The organism is Kitasatospora sp. NPDC088783 (genome assembly GCF_044750705.1).
Lineage (GTDB): Bacteria > Actinomycetota > Actinomycetes > Streptomycetales > Streptomycetaceae > Kitasatospora > Kitasatospora fiedleri.
The window spans coordinates 80,502-97,291 of sequence record NZ_JBIVKJ010000002.1; the positions used below are offsets into that span (position 1 = coordinate 80,502).

Annotated in this window: 17 protein-coding genes; 8 read left to right on the forward strand and 9 right to left on the reverse strand. The window is 74.6% G+C overall.

The window, feature by feature from the left end:
* Positions 1 to 20 precede the first annotated feature (20 nt).
* A complete protein-coding gene (locus ACIP60_RS04835) occupies positions 21 to 347 on the reverse strand; it encodes a chorismate mutase (protein ID WP_400680092.1) in 327 nt (108 codons plus the stop codon).
* Positions 348 to 645: 298 nt separating this feature from the next.
* Between ACIP60_RS04835 and ACIP60_RS04840 the strand changes: the two genes are divergently transcribed.
* Together ACIP60_RS04840 and ACIP60_RS04845 are read left to right on the forward strand one after the other, a co-directional pair.
* Positions 646 to 1,071 carry an OsmC family protein gene (locus tag ACIP60_RS04840; RefSeq protein WP_400680094.1) on the forward strand — a complete coding sequence of 142 codons (426 nt, stop codon included), beginning with the start codon at positions 646 to 648 and terminating at the stop codon, positions 1,069 to 1,071.
* 364 nt (positions 1,072 to 1,435) lie between these two features.
* The gene (locus ACIP60_RS04845; RefSeq protein WP_400680096.1) at positions 1,436 to 3,292 is read left to right on the forward strand and encodes a putative bifunctional diguanylate cyclase/phosphodiesterase; all 1,857 of its coding nucleotides are present in this window, start codon (positions 1,436 to 1,438) and stop codon (positions 3,290 to 3,292) included.
* Between the two features lie 79 nt (positions 3,293 to 3,371).
* On the opposite strand, the gene ACIP60_RS04850 is transcribed toward ACIP60_RS04845, so the two are convergent.
* Positions 3,372 to 4,502 carry an LLM class flavin-dependent oxidoreductase gene (locus ACIP60_RS04850; RefSeq protein WP_400680099.1) on the reverse strand — a complete coding sequence of 377 codons (1,131 nt, stop codon included), beginning with the start codon at positions 4,500 to 4,502 and terminating at the stop codon, positions 3,372 to 3,374.
* Positions 4,503 to 5,007: 505 nt separating this feature from the next.
* Between ACIP60_RS04850 and ACIP60_RS04855 the strand changes: the two genes are divergently transcribed.
* Positions 5,008 to 5,619 carry a hypothetical protein gene (locus ACIP60_RS04855; protein ID WP_100838141.1) on the forward strand — a complete coding sequence of 204 codons (612 nt, stop codon included), beginning with the start codon at positions 5,008 to 5,010 and terminating at the stop codon, positions 5,617 to 5,619.
* 266 nt (positions 5,620 to 5,885) lie between these two features.
* Positions 5,886 to 7,145 carry a hypothetical protein gene (locus ACIP60_RS04860; RefSeq protein WP_400680102.1) on the forward strand — a complete coding sequence of 420 codons (1,260 nt, stop codon included), beginning with the start codon at positions 5,886 to 5,888 and terminating at the stop codon, positions 7,143 to 7,145.
* Positions 7,146 to 7,214: 69 nt separating this feature from the next.
* Here the strand turns inward: ACIP60_RS04860 and ACIP60_RS04865 are convergent, their stop codons facing one another.
* Genes ACIP60_RS04865 through ACIP60_RS04890 form a run of 6 tightly spaced genes read right to left on the reverse strand, consistent with a single transcriptional unit; the run spans position 7,215 to position 12,726 of the window.
* Positions 7,215 to 8,069, reverse strand: coding sequence for an alpha/beta fold hydrolase (locus tag ACIP60_RS04865; RefSeq protein WP_400680105.1), 855 nt, complete (start codon positions 8,067 to 8,069; stop codon positions 7,215 to 7,217).
* Complete coding sequence (locus ACIP60_RS04870) at positions 8,066 to 9,136, reverse strand: branched-chain amino acid ABC transporter permease (RefSeq protein ID WP_400680107.1); 1,071 nt, start codon at positions 9,134 to 9,136, stop codon at positions 8,066 to 8,068. The genes ACIP60_RS04865 and ACIP60_RS04870 overlap by 4 nt, the downstream gene beginning before the upstream one ends.
* Positions 9,133 to 9,999 (reverse strand): branched-chain amino acid ABC transporter permease, encoded by an 867-nt coding sequence (locus ACIP60_RS04875; RefSeq protein ID WP_400680109.1) that lies wholly within the window; start codon positions 9,997 to 9,999, stop codon positions 9,133 to 9,135. The genes ACIP60_RS04870 and ACIP60_RS04875 overlap by 4 nt, the downstream gene beginning before the upstream one ends.
* Positions 9,996 to 10,724, reverse strand: coding sequence for an ABC transporter ATP-binding protein (locus ACIP60_RS04880; protein WP_400680112.1), 729 nt, complete (start codon positions 10,722 to 10,724; stop codon positions 9,996 to 9,998). Before ACIP60_RS04880 ends, ACIP60_RS04875 begins: the two co-directional genes overlap by 4 nt.
* Positions 10,721 to 11,479, reverse strand: a complete 759-nt coding sequence (locus tag ACIP60_RS04885; protein WP_111553388.1) for an ABC transporter ATP-binding protein — start codon at positions 11,477 to 11,479, stop codon at positions 10,721 to 10,723. Before ACIP60_RS04885 ends, ACIP60_RS04880 begins: the two co-directional genes overlap by 4 nt.
* A 5-nt stretch (positions 11,480 to 11,484) precedes the next feature.
* Positions 11,485 to 12,726: a substrate-binding domain-containing protein gene (locus ACIP60_RS04890; protein WP_400680115.1), complete on the reverse strand. Its 1,242-nt coding sequence runs from the start codon at positions 12,724 to 12,726 to the stop codon at positions 11,485 to 11,487.
* A gap of 301 nt (positions 12,727 to 13,027) precedes the next feature.
* Between ACIP60_RS04890 and ACIP60_RS04895 the strand changes: the two genes are divergently transcribed.
* Both ACIP60_RS04895 and ACIP60_RS04900 read left to right on the forward strand, forming a co-directional pair.
* The gene (locus tag ACIP60_RS04895) at positions 13,028 to 13,801 is read left to right on the forward strand and encodes a CoA transferase subunit A (protein WP_100838134.1); all 774 of its coding nucleotides are present in this window, start codon (positions 13,028 to 13,030) and stop codon (positions 13,799 to 13,801) included.
* Positions 13,798 to 14,442 (forward strand): 3-oxoacid CoA-transferase subunit B, encoded by a 645-nt coding sequence (locus tag ACIP60_RS04900; RefSeq protein ID WP_400680117.1) that lies wholly within the window; start codon positions 13,798 to 13,800, stop codon positions 14,440 to 14,442. Before ACIP60_RS04895 ends, ACIP60_RS04900 begins: the two co-directional genes overlap by 4 nt.
* A 59-nt stretch (positions 14,443 to 14,501) precedes the next feature.
* On the opposite strand, the gene ACIP60_RS04905 is transcribed toward ACIP60_RS04900, so the two are convergent.
* Entirely contained in the window at positions 14,502 to 15,212 is a 711-nt protein-coding gene (locus tag ACIP60_RS04905; RefSeq protein ID WP_400680119.1) for a uracil-DNA glycosylase, read from the reverse strand.
* Positions 15,213 to 15,527: 315 nt separating this feature from the next.
* Between ACIP60_RS04905 and ACIP60_RS04910 the strand changes: the two genes are divergently transcribed.
* Positions 15,528 to 16,307: an HAD-IIA family hydrolase gene (locus ACIP60_RS04910; protein ID WP_400680121.1), complete on the forward strand. Its 780-nt coding sequence runs from the start codon at positions 15,528 to 15,530 to the stop codon at positions 16,305 to 16,307.
* 219 nt (positions 16,308 to 16,526) lie between these two features.
* Positions 16,527 to 16,745, forward strand: coding sequence for a hypothetical protein (locus tag ACIP60_RS04915; protein ID WP_400680122.1), 219 nt, complete (start codon positions 16,527 to 16,529; stop codon positions 16,743 to 16,745).
* The last annotated feature ends 45 nt before the right edge of the window (positions 16,746 to 16,790 follow it).

The window sequence follows — 16,790 nt, forward strand, 5'->3', positions numbered from 1 at the left end:
CGCCCCGGCGGAGCGGCCGCTCAGGACTCGTTGGCGATGGCCTCGTGGTGGCGGATCACCTCGGCGATGATGAAGTTGAGGAACTTCTCGGCGAACACCGGGTCGAGGTTGGCGCTGAGGGCGAGTTCGCGCAGCCGCTTGATCTGGCGGCGCTCGCGGGCCGGGTCGGCGGGCGGCAGCTGGTGCTCGGCCTTGAGGCGGCCGACCTGCTGGGTGGCCTTGAAGCGCTCGGCCAGCATGTGGACGACGGCGGCGTCGATGTTGTCGATGGACTCGCGCAGGCGGGTCAGCTCGGCCCGCACGGCGTCGTCGATCCCCGCCGGGGAGGGGGTGGGCTGGTCCGTCATGTGGGGTGGCTCCGATGCGGGATTACGGGTGGGCGCTCGGGCGCGGCGAACGGCCAATCTAACAGGGCGGACCGGGCCGGTCCGCCCGGATGTCCCGCGCGTTCCGGCATGTGGGACGGCATGTGGGACGGCGTGCGGGACGCCCGGCGGGGCGGTGCCGGACCGGGTGGCCGGCTCCGCGCGGCGTTCGCCCGCCGAGGGGCGGTGCGGGCCGTAGGCTGGGCGGGCCCCGGCCGGAAGTCCGGTCGCGGGCACAGCAGTTCGACCGCTGTCCTGATCTCATGGGAGGTACCTGATCGTGGCGACGACCCGCACCGCGCACACCGAGTGGGAGGGCAACCTGCTCGACGGCAAGGGCCTGGTGACCTTCGACTCCTCCGGCGTCGGCGAGTTCCCGGTGTCCTGGCCGGCCCGGGCCGAGACCCCGAACGGCAAGACCAGCCCGGAGGAGCTGATCGCGGCCGCGCACTCGGCGTGCTTCTCGATGGCGCTCTCGCACGGCCTGACCGGCGCCGGCACCCCGCCCACCAAGCTGGAGACCAAGGCGGAGGTGACCTTCCAGCCGGGCACCGGCATCACCGGCATCCACCTGACCGTGGTGGGCCTCGTCCCGGGTCTGGACGAGGCGGGCTTCGTGAAGGCCGCCGAGGACGCGAAGGCCAACTGCCCGGTGAGCCAGGCCCTGTCCGGCACCACCATCACGCTCTCCGCGAGCCTGGGCTGACCCCGGGGCGGGCCCGCCGGCCCGCCCCCGCCCGTGCTCGCGCCCCGCACACGGCGCGTGAGCGCGGGCGCACTCCCCGGAGTCCGTCCTCGCCGCAGCGGTGCCGGGCCCGGCGCGCTCCGGCGGGAGCCCGGGTGGCTCGTACAGAATGTAACGGGCATGTGCGGACAACCGTCACCAATCACCCTGGCGGCGGTCGCGGACAGTTACCCCTGCGGCCTATGATCGGCGGACGTGGCCCGAGGCCGCCGACTGCTCCCCGGTCACCGGCCGGGGTCCGCGAGCGGGCACGGGCCGCCCGGCCGGTGGCCGTCCGCGAGGAGCAGCCGGCGCGACCAGTGGCAGCAGCGGACGGGAGCGTGCCGTGCCGGGCCGGAACGTCGGGACCGACGCACACCATCGGGGTGGGCGGCCCGAGACGCCGCGCCCGGGAACCGGGCCCTGCGCCGCCTGCGGCACCCCGCCGGACACCGAGGCCGAGCGGCTGGCGGCCGCCCTGCGGGCCAGCGAGTCGCGGTTCCGGGCCGCGTTCGCCGACGCCGGGATCGGCATGGCGCTGATCGACTCCGAGGACCTGGTGATCGAGGGCAACCCGGTGTTCGCGGCGATGCTGGGCCGCGAGGTGGCCGAGCTGCCCGGCATGCACATCCACCAGATCATCGAGCCGGAGGAGCCGTCCCGCAGCCGCTACCGCGAGCTGGTGCGCGGCGAGCGCGACCGGATGCGCGCCGAGAAGCGGCTCAAGCACCGCGGCGGGCGGGAGGTCTGGGGCCGGGTCACCGTCTCGCTGATCCGGGACGGCGCGGGCGAGCCGTACTACACGATGGTGATGGTCGAGGACGTCACCGAGCGCCGCCAGCTCGGCGACCGGCTCGCCTACCAGGCGCTGCACGACCCGCTGACCAGGCTGCCCAACCGGACGCTGTTCTACGAGCGGCTGGAGAGCGCGTTCAAGCCGGACGGCCGGGACGGTCCGGGCACCGGCGAGGCCCGGATCGGGCTCTGCTACGTCGACCTGGACGGCTTCGCGACGATCAACGAGACGCTCGGCCACCACGTCGGCGACCAGCTGCTGGTGGCCGTCGCCGCCCGGCTGGAGCACGGCTTCGCCCGGGACGGACGGCAGTTGGTGGCCCGGCTGGGCGGCGACGAGTTCGCCGTGCTGGTCACCGGCAGCGCCGGCCACCAGCAGCTGACCCGGCTGGCCGCCGACCTGATGGAGACCCTGGAGCGGCCCTTCGAGGTGGCCGGGCACCGGCTGACCGTCACCGCGTCGATCGGCGTGGTGGAGCGCCCGGTGCGCGGCTCCACGCCCGCCGACCTGGTCCGGGACGCCGACTCCACCCTGTACTGGTCGAAGTCCGACGGCCGCGCCCGCTGGACGCTGTACGACCGCGACCGGGGCGCCGACCAGCTCACCCGGCACCTGCTGGCGACCGAGCTGCGCCCGGCCGTGGAGCGCGGCGAGTTCACCGTCGTCTACCAGCCGCTGGTGGGCCTGGCCGACGGCGCGGTGCACGGCGCCGAGGCGCTGGTGCGCTGGAACCACCCGCGGTACGGGCTGCTGTCGCCGGACCGGTTCATCCCGCTCGCCGAGGAGTCCGGGGCGATCGTGGCGCTGGGCAAGTGGGTGCTGGAGGAGTCCTGCCGGCAGGCCCGCCGCTGGCTGGAGGAGTTCCCCGGGCAGCCGGTGCTGGTCAGCGTCAACCTGGCGCCCCGCCAGATCTGGGACTCCGACGTGGTCGCGGACGTCGCCGACGTGCTGGAGCGCACCGGGCTGCCCGCCCGCCTGCTCCAGCTGGAGATCACCGAGAGCGCGCTGCTGGGCCCGGGCGGCCGGCCGTTGCAGGCGTTGCAGGCGCTGGCCGACATGGGCGTGCGGATCGCCATCGACGACTTCGGAACCGGCTACTCCAACCTCGCCTACCTGTCCCGGCTGCCGGTGCACGCCCTCAAGCTGGACGCCACCTTCATCGAGGCGTTCCGCGAGTCCGCGCCCGGCGCGGACGGCCGCCGCCGGGCCGCCGACGAGCAGATCGTCGGCGCGATGGTGCAGCTCGCGCACGCCCTGGGCCTGACCGTCACCGCCGAGGGCATCGAGCACGCCGCCCAGGCCGAGCGGCTGCGCGAGACCGGCTGCGACACCGCCCAGGGCTGGTACTACGCCCGCCCCGGCGGCCCCGAGGTGGTCGCCGCGATACTCCGGGATCGGCCGCGGTAGCGACCGCGGCCTCCCGGCGCGGAGGGGACCGCGGAGGGGACCGGGGCGGCGGGACGTGCGGACGCGGCGCCGGACGGGCTCAGCCCGCGGCGGCGGTGAGCCCGTACGCCTCGGCGATCAGGCCGTAGGAGGCCAGCCGGTTCTCGTGGCCGTGGATGTGCGAGGTGACCATCAGCTCGTCGGCCCCGGTGCGCCGTCGCAGCGCCTCCAGTCCCTCGGCGACCTCCGCCGGGGTGCCGAGCACCACGTTCGCCAGCCAGGACTCCAGGAAGTCCTCCTCGGCGAGGGTGTAGGGGTGCGCGGCGGCCTCCTCCGGCGTCGGGATCGGCCCCGGCCGCCCCTGCCGCAGCCGCAGCATGCCCAGCCCGGCCGAGCGGGCCAGCCACAGCGCCCGCTCCCGGCTCTCCGCGGCCACCGCGCTCACCCCGATCAGCGCGTACGGCTCCTCCAGCACCTCGGACGGGGTGAAGCCCTCCCGGTACAGGTCGAGCGCGGGGACGGTGTTGGCCGCGCTGAAGTGGTGCGCGAACGCGAACGGGTAGCCGAGCCGGGCGGAGAGCTGGGCGCTGAACCCGGAGGAGCCGAGCAGCCAGATCGGCGGCCGGGACGCCGAGCGCGGCACCGCCTCCAGCCGGGCGTACGGGTGACCGGCCGGGAAGTCGCCGTCCAGGAAGTGGGTCAGCTCGGCGAGCTGGCGCGGGAAGTCCTCCGCGCCGTCGGCCAGGCCCCGGCGCAGTGCCCGGGCGGTGCCCTGGTCGGTGCCGGGGGCGCGGCCCAGGCCCAGGTCGATCCGGCCCGGGTGCAGGGCCTCCAGCAGGCCGAACTGCTCGGCGATCGCCAGCGGGGCGTGGTTGGGGAGCATCACGCCGCCGGAGCCCAGGCGCAGCGTGCCGGTGTGCGCGCCGAGGTGGGCGAGCAGCACGGCGGGCACCGAGGAGGCCACGCCGGGCATGCCGTGGTGCTCGGCCACCCAGAACCGGTGGTAGCCCCAGCCCTCGGCGGCCCGGGCCAGCTCGGTGGTCGCGGCGAGCGCCTCGCCCGCGGTGTGGCCGGAGCCGACGGTGGCCAGGTCCAGGATGGAGAGCGGGGCGGGCGCGCGGCCCGCGGCCCGGCCGCGGATCCGGTCGGCGGCGGTGACGGGGCCTGCGGCGGCGGCCCGGTCGGGGGCGGTGGCGGCCCCGGGGGCGGTCGGCTCCGGTGCGGTGCTCATGCGGTGCGTCCTCCTGGTGCCCCGGCCGGGTGCCCGGGCGTTCGTCGGAGCACAACCCGCCCGGCGTCCGGGCTGTTCCCGCCCCGGCGCCGGCCTTCCGGCCGCCGCTCCCACCGCCGCTCCCGGCCCCCTCCCACCGCTCCGCCCGCCGCCCCGCCTGACGCCCCGCCTGACGCCCCGACAGGAGGCCACGCTGCGTGGCGACTTCACGCCACAGCGAGAAGTCGCCAGGTCCGGCGGCCCGGTCGGGGCCGCGGATGGGGCAGTCTGGAGATCGGCGCGGATCACGTACCGGTTCCGCGCGCCAGCGACAGATCGACGGGCTCGACCAGCGTCGTTCGATCCCACGAGCCCCCGGAGCGGCACCCCGCCCGGGGGCTCTCGCCGTTCCCGGGCCCGTGTGCGGTATGCCACACGGGGGTGCTTCATGCCATGAAGTTTGCCCGCGCTAGCGTTGTCCCCCGTTGCAGCTGCTCCCCCCGGGCGTGCTGGAGGGAGAGACACCGTGGACCCGAACGCCGTCATCGGCCCCGCCTGGTACTGCGCACTGGCGCTGGCCGCCGTCCTCGGTGACGCCTTCCTGCCGTTCCTGCCCAGCGGGACGCTGGTGATCCTCGCGGTGCTGAAGACCGCGCACGTGGACGGTTCGCCGCTGCTGCTGGGCGCGGGCGTGGCGCTCGCCTCCTTCCTCGGCGACCTGCTGCTGCTCAACCTGGCCCGGCGCGGCGCGCCCGCGGTGCACCGCCGGCTGGCCCGCCGGCCCCGGCTGGCCGCGAGCGTGGAGCGGGTGCAGCTGGCGCTGACCGGCCGCACCACCAGCCGGGCCGCGGCCGCCATCGTGATCGTCGCGCGCTTCGTCCCGGCCGGGCGGACCGTGCTGGACCTCGCGGTGGGCCACTCCGCGAACCGGCCCTGGACCTTCCTGCGCTGGTCGGCGGTGGCCGCGGTGGTGTGGGCGGCGTACATCGTCAGCCTCGGCTGGTTGAACCTGCACTGGTTCGACACCGCCTGGCTGAGCTTCGTGATCTCCTGCGCGGCGGCCACCGCGATCAGCTCGGCGGTGGTGCAACTCGTCCGGCGGCGGCGCCGGCTGGCCGCCCTGGTCGAGAGCGAGTAGGCCGCTGCCGCGGGGCCCGGGCGGGCCCGCGACCTCGCGTTCCGTGTCTCAGGACGGCAACAAGGCGGCCGGTCCGGGAGCCGGGCGGAACCACTTCGCGTGATGACCTGGTGAGGGTGGGCGGCATTGGACCGTCCGTCCCGGGCATGCCATCCTTGGGTGGCAATACCGTCAAATTGTCCGATTTTGCCAGAAGTTGACCCCGGGAGCCGCGTGTCGGCGCCCGGGTCTTCGTTCCGGCCGGGCCCACCGTGGCAGGGGAGACCATGAGCAGCATCTCGCGCAGGACAGTGCTGACCGCCACAGCGGCCACGGCGGCCCTCGGCGCCGTCGCGGCCTGTTCCAGCGGAGGCGGCACGGCGAACCGCCCCGGCTCCGACGCCGGCCCCGGCGGCACCGGCAGTGCCACCGCCGGCACCAGCCCGTCCGCCGTCAAGGGCACCCCGCTCGGCGACGGCTCCACCGCCGACACCGGCACCCAGCCCCGCCAGCCCACGCCCGAGAAGCTGAAGCCCGGCGAGACGCCGCCGCAGTTCGTGGTCTTCTCCTGGGACGGCGCCGGGGCCACCGACGACGGCCAGTTCGCCCGCTTCCTCAAGCTCGCCGAGGAGCACAAGGCGGCGATGACCTTCTTCCTCTCCGGCATCTACACCCTGCCGAAGGAGAAGTCCTCGCTCTACCACCCGCCGCAGCACCCCGTCGGCGCCTCCGACATCCCGTTCCTGTCCGACAACGCCGTCCGCAACACCATCAAGCTGATCACCCAGGCCTGGCAGGCCGGCCACGAGATCGGCACCCACTTCAACGGGCACTTCTGCTCCACCCGCTCCGACCACAACGGCGTCAACAAGTGGACCCCGGAGGACTGGGAGAGCGAGATCCAGCAGGCGGTGTCCTTCGTCACCCAGTGGCGGACCAACACCGGCTTCACCGACGTCGACCCGTTCCCCTTCGACTACAAGAAGGAGCTGATCGGCGGCCGCACCCCCTGCCTGGAGGGCCAGAAGGCGCTGCTGCCGACCGCCGCCAAGCTCGGCTGGAAGTACGACGCCAGCTCCCCCGGCGGCCTGCAGATCTGGCCGCAGAAGGTCCAGGACGGCAAGATCTGGGACTTCCCGCTCCAGGGCATCCCGTTCCCCGGCCACAGCTTCCAGGTGCTGTCCATGGACTACAACATCCTGGCCAACCAGTCCGGCGGCTCCACCAAGGGCGACCCGGCGAAGTACGGCCAGTGGCGCGACCAGGCCCGCGACGCGTACCTGGCGGGCTTCGAGCGCGCCTACACCACCAACCGGGCCCCGTTCTTCGTCGGCAACCACTTCGAGCAGTGGAACGGCGGCATCTACATGGACGCGGTCGAGGAGGCCCTCCGGCAGATCGCCGGCAAGCCCGACGTCCGCCTGGTCTCCTTCAAGCAGCTCGTCGACTGGCTGGAGGTCCAGGACCAGTCCACCCTCCGCAAGCTGCGCACCCTCAACGTCGGCCAGGCCCCGACCGGCGGCTGGCAGACCTTCCTGGGCGCGTAGTGGACGGGACGGCGGGGGCCCGGGGAGCAGCACCGCTCCCCGGGCCCCGGCCGTGCCGCCGTGCCGCCGTCAGACCAGCAGCTCCACCAGGCGCGCGGAGCGGATGATCGAGTAGTGGTTGGTGTCCGCGACCGGCTCGGTCGGGACGGTGACCTTCGCGGCCTCCAGCCGGGCGGGGTCGTAGAGCGCCCGGGGCTCGTCCATCAGGCCGCGTTCGGCGTAGAGCAGGCGGGCGGGGACGGTCAGGCGGTGGATCGCCCCGGCGGCCTCCGGGTCGAGCAGGACCTGGGCGCCGTCGGTGGTGACCGCCTCGTGGACGCAGGAGGAGACCAGCTCGGGGGCCTCGCCGACCAGGTCGCGCTGGGTGTAGGCGTCGAGCTCCTCGGTCCACGGGTCGAACGCGGGGTGGGCCTGCCAGAACGCCCGGTAGGCCGCGCGGTCGGGGAAGGTCATCGAGAGCCGGGCCAGCGCCGGGCCGAGGACCGCGGCGAGGGCGTCCCGCTCGCTGACGCCGGGCGGCAGCGGGAAGGTCACCGCGCCGTCCACCAGGGTGAGTTCGGCGACCAGCTCCGGGTGCCGGGTCGCGGTGAGGGCCGAGACCCAGGCGCCCATCGAGTGGCCGACCAGCCGGACCGGGCCCGCGTCCAGGGCGGTGACCAGCGCGGCGACGTCCTCGGCGTGCCGGGCCAGGCCCCAGGGGCCGGGCAGGTCGCGGCTGGCGGCCCGGCCGCGCAGGTCCGGGGCGTACAGCGCGGCCCGGCCGTCGAGCAGCCGGGCCAGCGGGGCCCAGGCCAGCGCGTTGGCGGTGATGCCGTGGACGGCGACCACCACGGGCGCGCCGGGGACGGTCGCGGGCCAGTGCAGGACGGCGAGGTCGCCGCCCTCGACGGGGACGGTCAGGGCGACGGGCTGGGGGCTGGTCATGCGGCGCCTTCCGGGACGGCGGTGACGGGGGCCGCGGCCCCGGCGGTACGGCCGCCGCGCAGCCGGGCGGGGAGCTTGGCGAGGCCGCCCGGCAGCAGGTAGACCACGGCGACGAAGAGCGTACCGAGCAGGAACAGCGGCTGGGAGAGCGGAACCCGCAGCACGGACGGCAGTTCGGCGACCGAGTCGGAGTTGGCCAGGTCGCCGAGCCGGTGCGCGGCCCAGGTGTAGAGGACGCCGCCGAGCAGCGGGCCCCAGCGGGTGCCGGAGCCGCCCAGCACCACCATCACCAGCAGCGCGAGCGTGGCGTCCGAGCCGGCCGCCTGCGGGGTGGCGCCGCCGGTGAGCAGCAGGTAGACCACGCCGCCCGCGCCGGCCAGCGCGCCGGAGACGGTGAACGCGACCAGCTTGAAGCCGTACGGGCGCAGGCCCAGCACCTCGACCCGGCGCTCGTTCTCCCGGATGCCGGACCAGACCCGGCCGGTGGGCGAGGAGACCGTCCGGTGCACGACGGCGAGCGTGACGACCAGGTAGGCCAGCGCGATCCAGTACAGGTTGGCGGTGTTCTGGATGCCGATCAGCGCGTCGGGCAGGTGCGCGGCGGGCACGGAGCGGCCCTCCTCGCCGCCGGTGAGGCCGCCGGGGTTGCGCTGCACCAGGATCGAGCCGGCCTGGGCGAAGGCCAGGGTGACCATGGAGAAGCCGATGCCGGTGGCCCGGAGCGAGACCGCGCCGAGCGCCAGCGCGAGGGCCACCGAGCAGGCCACGCCGAAGAGCGCGGCGGGCCAGAAGCCGAGGCCGAGTTCGAGCATGGCCAGGTCGGTGGCGTACAGGCCGGTGGCGAAGTACAGCGCGTGCCCGAAGGAGAGCAGCCCGGTCCGGCCCAGCAGCAGGTCGTAGCCGGTGGCCAGGCCCCCGTACAGCAGGCAGAGCGCGATCAGTTGCAGGCTGCCGGGGCTGCCGAGCGGCCCGTCGAGCAGGCCGGGCAGCGGCAGGGTGCTGTAGGGCGCGGCGAACAGGACGAGCAGCAGGGCCAGCGGCCACCAGCGCTTGAGGTGGGTGGTCACGCGAGTCTCCCGGTGAGTCCGCGGGGCTTGACGAGCAGGAGGACGGCGAGCAGGACGACCACCGAGAGGTCGCCGAGGCCCGCCGCGGTGTAGTAGTTGGCGAACTGCTGGACGAGGCCGACGCCGACCGAGGCGACGGCGGCGCCGGTGACCGAGCCCGTGCCGCCCATCACCACCACGACGAAGGCGAAGATCAGCAGCCCGGTGCCCTGGGCGGGGTTGATCGAGCCGAAGTAGAGGCCGGCCAGCGCCCCGCCGAGCGAGGCGGCGGCGCCGCCGATCGCGAAGACCAGGGTGAACGCCTTGCGGACGTCGATGCCCAGGGCGGTGACCATCGCGCGGTCCTCGACGCCGGCCCGGACGATCAGCCCGTAGCGGGTCCGGGCCAGGAACAGCCGGAGCAGGAGCAGCACCACCAGCGCGGCGGCCATCAGCACGAAGCGGTTGACCGGGACGGTCGCGCCGAGCAGGCCGACCGTGCCGGAGAGCGCGGCGGGCTGCGGGAAGGGCCGGGCGTCCGGGCCCCAGACGCCCATCAGCAGGGCGGGCAGGGCGAGTCCGACGCCGACGGTGGCCAGGATCTGGTCCCGGGGGCGGGTGTACAGCGGGCGGATCAGGGCGAGTTCGAGCAGCACCGAGGCGGCGGTGCCGACCAGGGTGCCGAACGGGACAGCCAGCCAGAAGCCCATCCCGCCGTCGGTGGCGGCCCACCAGGCGGCGTAGGCGCCGACCGAGAGCAGCGCGCCGTGGGCGAAGTTGAGCACGTCCATCAGGCCGAAGATCAGCGAGAGGCCGGAGGCGACCAGGAAGTACAGCGCGCCGAGCCCGAGGCCGGTGCAGGCGAGCAGGACGACGGTGTTCATCGGGGCGTCACCTCGGGTGCGGGGGCGGGGCGGTGGCCGCCGACGCCGAGCAGGCGGCGGGCGGCGTCCTCGTCGGCGAGCAGGGCGCGGGCGTCGCCCTGGTGGGCGGTGCGGCCGTCGGCGAGGACGGCGCAGTGGCCGGCCACCCGGCGGACCAGGGCGAGGTTCTGTTCGACCAGCAGGACGGGGACGGTCTCGGCGACCCGGGCGAGCACGTCGGCGACCTCGGTGACGATCTTCGGGGCGAGTCCCTTGGTGGGCTCGTCGGCGATGATCAGCCGGTTGCCGCCCAGCAGGGTGCGGGCGATGGCGACCATCTGCTGCTGCCCGCCGGAGAGCGTCCCGGCGGGCTGCCGGTGGCGCTGCTTGAGCTCGGGGAACAGCTCGAAGACCAGGTCGTAGGCGGGGGCGGTGTCGCGTTCGGCGAGCCGGAGGTTCTCGGCGACGCTGAGGCCGGCGAAGATCCCGCGGTCCTCGGGGGCGTAGCCGATGCCGCGGCGGACCACCAGGTGGGTGGGGAGCCGGCCGATGTCGGCGCCGTCGAAGGTGAGGGCGCCGGTGCGCGGGACGAGGCCCATGACCGCCTTGACGGTGGTGGTCTTGCCGGCGCCGTTGCGCCCGAGCAGGGCGGTGACGCCGGTGGCGGCGACGTCCAGGTCCACCCCGTGCAGGATGTGCAGGCCGTCGATCACCACTCTCAGGTCGCGGACCGTCAGCAGGCTCACAGCGCCTCCCCGAGGTAGGCCCCCTGGACGGTGGCGTCGGCCATCACGGCGTCGGGGGTGTCGAGCGCGAGCAGGGTGCCGTGGTGCATCACGGCGAGCCGGTCGGCCAGGCCCAGCAGCACGTCCATGTGGTGCTCGACCATCAGGACGGTGCGGCCCTGCTCCTGGTGGACGGAGCGGATCAGCTCGACCAGCGCGGGCACCTCCTCGGCGCTGACGCCGGCCATCGGCTCGTCCAGCAGGATCAGCCGCGGCTCGCCGACCAGCAGCACCGCGAGTTCGAGCTTGCGCTTGCCGCCGTGCGAGAGCGAGCCGGCCGGGTCGTCGGCGCGGTCGGCCAGGCCGGTGCGCTCCAGGGTCTCCTCGACCTGCTGCCGGTGGCGTCCGGCCCGCCGCCAGATCCGGTAGGAGGCGGCGGGCCCGGCGGCGGCCTGGGCGGCGAGGCGCAGGTGCTCGGCGACGGTGAGGCCGGGCCAGAGCGAGGAGGTCTGGAAGGTCCGGCCCAGGCCCCGCCGGGCCCGGGCGGGCACCGGCAGGGCGGTGATGTCGGCGCCGTCCAGGTGGAGGGTGCCGCGGGTGGCGGGGTGGATGCCGGTGATCAGGTTGAACAGGGAGGTCTTGCCCGCCCCGTTCGGGCCGATGAAGGCGACGAACTCGCCCTCGGCGACGTCGAGGCTGACGTCCTGCACGATCGGGACGCCGCGCACGGACCAGCCGAGTCCGTCCAGCCGCAGGACCGGGGCGGGGGTGCTCATCGGGCTCAGCCCGCCGTCGGAGCGACCGGCGGGGCGACCTGGTCGGCGTCCAGGGTCTTGACGGCGGTGGGCCTGGCGTCGGCGCCGCTGCCGACCAGCTTGACCTGGAACATCGGCTGGAGCAGCGCGTGGTCCTCGGCCCGGACGGTCAGCCTGCCCTTGACGCCGTCGAAGCTCCAGCCCTCCAGCGCCTTGACCAGCGCGTCGGTGTCGGCGTCGGAGCCCTGGGCGGCCTCCAGCGCGTGCACCACCATCTGGGCGGCGGTGAAGCCGTCGGGGGTGAACAGGTCGGGCTTGGAGCCGGCCTTGGTGACCGCGTCGGTCATCGCCTTCTCGGCCTCGGTGCCGGCGGCGCCGCCGAAGTAGTGGTTCAGGAAGTCGATCTTCTCGGCGGCCGGGCCGAACAGCGGGTACGAGGCGGCCACGTCGAGGCCGGTGACGACCTTGGTCGCGGAGAACACGTCCTGCTGGTTGAGCGAGGTCCACAGCGCGGACGCGGTGTCGCCGGCCCAGGCGACGTACAGCAGGTCGGGCCTGGCGTCCTTGGCCTGGGTGGCGAACGGGGTCAGGTCGGTGGCGGACGGCGGGGCCAGCACGGCGTCCACAACGGCCCCCCCGGCGCCCAGGACGTCCTTGACGGCGGCCACGTTGGCCTGGCCGAAGGCGTTGTCCTGGGCCAGCACGGTGACCTTCTTCCCCTTGGCGTCGCCGATGAACGAGGCGGCGGCCCGGGTGTCCTGGTACGACTGCCGGCCGGAGCGGAAGGTGTACTTGTTCAGGCCGGTGACCTTGTCGGCGGCGGCCGGGCCGGAGATGAACAGCACCTTGTTCTGCGCGGCGATCGGGCCGACCTGGAGCGCCACGCCGGAGGCGGTGGAGCCCGCCAGGATCTTGTAGTTCTTGCCGATCAGGTCCTTGGCGGCGGAGACCGCCTTCGCCGGGTCGCCCGCGTCGTCCTGCTCGGCGACCTCCACCGGGTGGCCGTCCACGGCGCCGGTGCCCTTGGTGGCGTACGCCAGGCCCGCCTTGAAGCCCTCCAGGTACTGCTTGCCGTAGGCGGCCAGCGGGCCGGTCTTCGAGTACACCAGGCCGACCTTGACCGGGCTCCTGTCGCCCCCGCCGCTCCCGGCCCCGGTCGAGGTGCCCGCGGTGCCGGCCTTCGCGCAGCCCGCGGCGAGCAGCACGCAGGCGGCCAGTGCGGCGAGCTTCCGGACGGGGCGTCTGTGGGTGGCGTCCGTGACTGGCATGGTGGGGGGCTCCTGACGTACCGGTGCTGGTGGGATGCCGGAACCGTAGGGGCGCGCCCGGTGGGACGACATGTGACGGACCCACACATCAGCCGCCCGCACTGCGTGGCCCGCCGCCATGTCGCGGCGGCGGGCGGCCGGAGGTGTGCGGCGGGCACATGGCGGGCGCCCGCGCCGTGGCGCCGTCCGCCATGGAAAGCCCCGGGGCCTGCGGGGAGGGTGGTGCGCCAGTCGGTCCCTCCCCTGCACTCCCCTGCACCCCCTGCCCTCTCCTGCCCTCTCCTGGTAAAGGCGGCCCCCCTTGGACAAGGTCCTGGACTCCCCGGCCCGCGCGGTCGGGGACATTCCCGACGGCGCCCTGCTCGCGGTCGGCGGCTTCGGCCTGTGCGGCATCCCGTCCACCCTGATCGGCGCCCTGGTCGACGCCGGCACCACCGGCCTGCGGGTCGTCTCCAACAACTGCGGGGTGGACGACTGGGGCCTGGGCCTGCTGCTGCGGGCCGGCCGGATCGCCCGGATGACCTCCTCCTACGTCGGCGAGAACAAGGAGTTCGCCCGCCGGTACCTGAACGGCGAGCTGGAGGTCGAGCTCACCCCGCAGGGCACCCTGGCCGAGCGCCTGCGGGCCGGCGGCGCGGGCATCCCCGCCTTCTACACCCCGGCCGGGGCCGGCACCCAGGTCGAGGAGGGCGGCCTGCCCTGGCGCTACGCCCCCGGCGGCGGCGCGGTCGCGCTGGCCTCCCCGCCCAAGGAGGTCCGCGAGTTCGGCGGCCGCCGCCACCTGCTGGAGGAGGCGATCCACGCCGACTTCGCGCTGGTGCGCGCCGAGGTCGCCGACCGGCACGGCAACTGCGTCTTCCACGCCGCCGCCCGCAACTTCAACCCGCTGTGCGCCACCGCCGGCCGGGTCACCGTGGTCGAGGCCGACCGGATCGTCGAGCCCGGCGAGATCCCGCCGGACGCCGTCCACCTGCCCGGCGTGTACGTCGACCGGATCGTCGCCGCCGACCCCGCCGACCGCCGCGTCGAGCGGCGCACCGTCCGCCGCCCCGCCGCCCCGGAGGAGTCCCGATGACCACCGCCGCCCCCTCGGACCCGCGCGCGGCGCTCGCCGCCCGGGCCGCCCGCGAACTGCGCGACGGCCAGTACGTCAACCTCGGCATCGGTCTGCCCACGCTGATCCCGGACCACCTGCCGCCGGGCGTGCACGTCGTCCTGCACTCCGAGAACGGCATCCTCGGCACCGGCCCCTACCCGGCGGACGCCGACGTCCACCCCGACCTGATCAACGCCGGCAAGGAGACGGTCACCGTCAACCCCGGTGCGGCGTACTTCGATTCGGCGTTCTCCTTCGGCATGGTGCGCGCCGGGCGGATCGACGTCTCGGTGCTCGGCGCGATGCAGGTCTCCGCGCGCGGCGACCTCGCCAACTGGATGATCCCCGGCCGGATGGTCAAGGGCATGGGCGGCGCGATGGACCTGGTGCACGGGGCCCGCCGGCTGATCGTGGTGACGGAGCACACCGCGAAGGACGGCACCCCCAAGATCGTGGACGAGCTCTCCCTGCCCGCCACCGGCCGCGCCGTCGTCCACCGGATCGTCACCGACCTGGCCACCCTCGACGTCACCCCCGAGGGGCTGCGGCTGGTCGAACTCGCGGACGGCGTCACCCTCGACCGGCTGCGCGACGCCACCGAACCGCCGGTCCTCGCCTGAGGCGAGCGGGGCCGGGGCCCGGGGAGGCGCTCCCCCGGGCCCCGCCCCCGCTCGTGCCGCTACTGGTTCAGGTTCGGGATCTGCCAGTCGACCGGCTTCTGGCCGAAGCCCTCCAGTGCCTCGTTGATCTGCGAGAACGGCTTGCTGCCGAGGAACAGCTTCGCGGACAGCGGCGACGGGTGCGCGCCCTGGACGACCACGTGGCGGCTGGTGTCGATCAGCGGGAGCTTCTTCTTCGCGTAGCCGCCCCAGAGCACGAACACGCAGGGCTCCTCGCGGGCGCTGACCGCCTTGATCACCGCGTCGGTGAACTTCTCCCAGCCCTTGTTCTTGTGCGAGTTGGCCTCGTGCGCCCGCACGGTGAGCACCGCGTTGAGCAGCAGCACGCCCTGCTCGGCCCACGGCATCAGGTACCCGTTGTCGGGCACCGCCAGGCCGAGGTCGGTGTGCAGCTCCTTGTAGATGTTGCGCAGCGACGGCGGGGTCCGGACGCCCGGCAGCACGGAGAAGCTCATGCCGTGCGCCTGGCCGTTGTCGTGGTAAGGGTCCTGACCGAGGATCAGCACCCGGACGTCCTGGTACGCGGTCGCGGCGAGCGCCGAGAACTCCTGCCCGGCGGGCGGGAACACCTCGTGCTCGGCGCGCTCGGCGGCCAGGAACTCGGTCAGCTGCGCGTAGTAGGGCTTGCCGGTCTCCTCGGCGAGCACCCCCCGCCAGGACTCGGGCAGTTCCGGCGCGCCGTTCGCGGACGTCTGGGCCAGCTCCGTCACGTTGTACCTCCCACCGGCCGCGCCGCACGGCGGCCGCTCTCACTCGTGCGTTCCGCGGGCCCGTCCCGGACCCGCCGCGGTGAACGCTACACAGTCGCGCCGACAGCCCGCTGCGCCCGCCGCGGCCCGGGGGCCGGGGGTGTTCTCGCGGACGTCGGCGGACGTCGGCGGGCGCGGACGCCCCTGTGGCCGGCCGACCGGGACGACTAGGCTGACCGGCGTTGGGGCAGCCTGTGGCGCCCGACCGGCCAGTGGAGTCCGGTCGGAGCGATCACGAAGATCGTTCGACCTGTGCAAGACCAAGGAGACACCCACGTGGCAGACCGCAAGCCCATCGAGACCTGGCTGACCGACATGGACGGAGTCCTCATCCACGAGGGCGTGCCGATCCCGGGGGCCGACGCCTTCCTCCAGCGGCTGCGTGAGTCCGGAAAGCCCTTCCTGGTGCTCACCAACAACTCGATCTACACCCAGCGCGACCTGCACGCCCGGCTCGCCCGGATGGGCCTGGACGTGCCCGCCGAGCACATCTGGACCTCCGCCCTGGCCACCGCCAAGTTCCTGGACGACCAGCGCCCGGGCGGCACCGCGTACGTGATCGGCGAGGCGGGCCTGACCACCGCGCTGCACGACATCGGCTACGTGCTGACCGACACCGCCCCGGACTTCGTCGTGCTGGGCGAGACCCGGACGTACTCCTTCGAGGCGATGACCAAGGCCGTCCGGCTGATCAACGACGGCGCCCGGTTCATCGCCACCAACCCGGACGAGACCGGCCCGTCCGCCGAGGGCGCGCTGCCCGCGACCGGCGCGGTGGCCGCGCTGATCACCAAGGCGACCGGCGTGGAGCCGTACTTCGTCGGCAAGCCGAACCCGCTGATGATGCGGGCCGGCCTGAACGCGATCGGCGCGCACTCGGAGCACAGCGCGATGATCGGCGACCGGATGGACACCGACATCGTCTCCGGCATGGAGGCGGGCATGTCGACCTTCCTGGTCCTCACCGGCCTGACCCAGGCGTCCGAGGTCGAGCGCTTCCCGTACCGGCCGACCGAGGTGGTCCAGTCGATCGCCGACCTGGTCGAGCTGATCTGACGCCCCCGCGCCCCGCTCGGACCGGGCCCCGGCGCACGGCCGGGGGCCCGGTCCGGGAACGGCGGGTGACCGGCCGGCCCCGGACCGTCGACCCCGGTGCGGGGCGTCTCAACACCGCCTTAAGCCGCCCGTAACTACCCTGACGTACCGTCAGTTACCGTACTGAGAACGGTTAGCGTCCCGGACACGCCCGCTCCGCCCGACGCAAGGGAGCCCCCGATGGCCTCCGTCCACCGCACCGCCCGCGCCGCCACCGCCCGCGCCGCCGTACTGCTGGCCGTCGCTGCCCTGCTGGCCGGGCCGGCCGTGCGGCTCGCCGGGTCCGGGGAGGGCGCCGCGGTGCTCAACGGCGTGCTGCTGTCGGTGGGCTCGGTGCTGCTGCTGACCGGCGCCGCGTTCGCCGTGCGGCACCGGTGCCGCCCCCCGTCCGAGCGCTGACCGGTTCCCCGGCGGGGCGGGCCGGACCGGGCGGCCTCCGCCGCC